Origin of the sequence: Microcoleus sp. MON1_C5 (assembly GCF_036701875.1) — a bacterium.
Lineage (GTDB): Bacteria > Cyanobacteriota > Cyanobacteriia > Cyanobacteriales > Microcoleaceae > Microcoleus.
In genome coordinates this window covers 1-1,755 of record NZ_JAUBRN010000149.1, presented here as the reverse complement: position 1 = coordinate 1,755, position 1,755 = coordinate 1, and the positions used below count along the sequence as shown (strand labels likewise).

Here is a 1,755-nt window from a genome sequence, read left to right as displayed (position 1 = left end):
GATTGACATTCAGGACAAATCATAGCTAAATTTTCGTTGATTGTTAGCGCTCAGCATACCACAACTGTGCAACGCCCTTTTTTTACGTGGTAAGTGAGCCGTTCGCCAAGTTTGACCTGACGCTTGAGTAATGGACGCGAATCGTGGGAAAGCTGCAACAGTCGAGTTAATTGCTTGCCAATCACAAGTTCTTTGCTCTCGATCGGGATCCATTTTTCTTGCTCTTTGACTAGGTAGAGGCTCAGCGTAGACTTGCTTGCCAATGGGTCGTAGAGTTCGATGTCTTCAGTTGCTGTTATTTGTTCGAGTAATGTCATTGTTTATACCTCATCTTTATCTTGCTCGTCTTGATGGTCGCTCCACATATCCCAAAAACTCGTCTGTTTGCCTTTGAAGACGCAATCGACGGATAGGTCTGAATCGTCGTCGTTTTGTTCGACTCTTTTGAGTTCCCACCCATACTTCTTTTCCATCTCCTTGCAATCTTCTTCAGATGATGCCGAATGTCTGTTTTCCTGCTGTGAGTCGTCATCTCCATTTTTGCTAAATGGCCATCCAATCATTGCGGTCATATCAATTCCGGTTGCACCGGAATGATATAGCTTTGGTTGTAGGCCACCAATGGAAACAAGCAATCCCTTTAATCAAAGAAGGTTGCTTGAGAAGAGCTTGACAGCCCTGAAATAGCACTTCCTCTAATTCATCTAGATTTTGAAATGAGCGATTGGCAATTGGTTCATTTACCAACGGCCATAGACGCTCTGCTGGTTGTAATTCGGGAGAATGGGAGGGCATAAATTCCAAGTGTAGACCTTCTGGGACTCGAACTTGTGGACTGGTATGCCAACCTGCTTGGTCAATAGTTAATATGATGTGTTTATCTTTACCTACTTCAAATTCTCTGGCAAAGTCTTCTAAAACTAAGTTAAAAAGCTCGATGTTAACTTTTGGGAGAATCCAAAAGTATGTTTCTCCGGTTGACGGGTGTACGAAACCATATAACCATAGCCATTGATAGCGCCAATTTACGTTGGCTATTGGCTGCTCCCCATATCCTACCCAAACTCGCCTAATTATCGGCTTTAGTCCGAGACGATGCTCATCCATTCCCCACACTTCTACTGCTGCTAGTGGATGCTGCTGTTGAATTCGTTTAGCTTGCGTTCGCAGTTTTTTTTCCAAGCTTCTTGGACTTCAAGGTCAGCTAGGTCGTGTTCAGGTCTGGGTATCCGTAACCGAAACTCTAACGAACGTAGATAGTCCCAACCCCTTTGTACGCTGATTGGACGGTCAAGTAAATTACCCATCCACTCAGCAACTTTACGACTGTTCCATAATCCTCCATCAGCGGTGGGAGTTCGTAAAGTTTGCAACAGTTGTGCTTGTTCCACAACAGATAATAAAGGTTGAGTACCCGGATGTTGATGACGTTTGTCTTTCAACCCATTAGCACCTAATTGATTGTAACGACGGACTAAGCGGTATATCGAGTTACGGCAGTAACCTGTGACCGAAGCGACATCTTCAGTAACTCGTCCAGTTGCTAAGAGCCAAATTATTTGGTAGCGTGTCCGTTCAATTGGGTCTGACGCTTGACGATAAAGTTTAGACAACGGGCGAGCAGGTGTGATGAGGCTCTAACTTGAGGCGTTTAGGCATGACTTGTCCTCGTTGCACTCGCTTACGCTCTTTCAGTTGACGGGGTGACAACCCCGTCAAAACATTGATAAAATAAAGGACATAGCCCTTAGACCC

At 44.7% G+C, this 1,755-nt stretch carries 2 protein-coding genes and 1 pseudogene; all 3 read right to left on the bottom strand.

The features are described 5' to 3' along the window. Positions 1–50: 50 nt before the first annotated feature. On the bottom strand, positions 51–317 hold the full coding sequence (locus tag QUA71_RS29090) for a hypothetical protein (protein WP_333290471.1): 267 nt from the start codon (positions 315–317) through the stop codon (positions 51–53). A 3-nt stretch (positions 318–320) separates the two neighbouring features. Then, complete coding sequence (locus QUA71_RS29085; RefSeq protein ID WP_333290469.1) at positions 321–572, bottom strand: hypothetical protein; 252 nt, start codon at positions 570–572, stop codon at positions 321–323. A gap of 1 nt (position 573) precedes the next feature. Then, positions 574–1,659 (bottom strand): annotated as a pseudogene (locus tag QUA71_RS29080) (IS630 family transposase). Between the last annotated feature and the right edge of the window lie 96 nt (positions 1,660–1,755).

Excerpts from the sequence above, each read along its gene's own strand:
- QUA71_RS29090 (WP_333290471.1), bottom strand. The coding sequence starts at position 317 with ATGACATTACTCGAACAAATAACAGCAACTGAAGACATCGAACTCTAC.
- QUA71_RS29085 (WP_333290469.1), bottom strand. The coding sequence starts at position 572 with ATGACCGCAATGATTGGATGGCCATTTAGCAAAAATGGAGATGACGAC.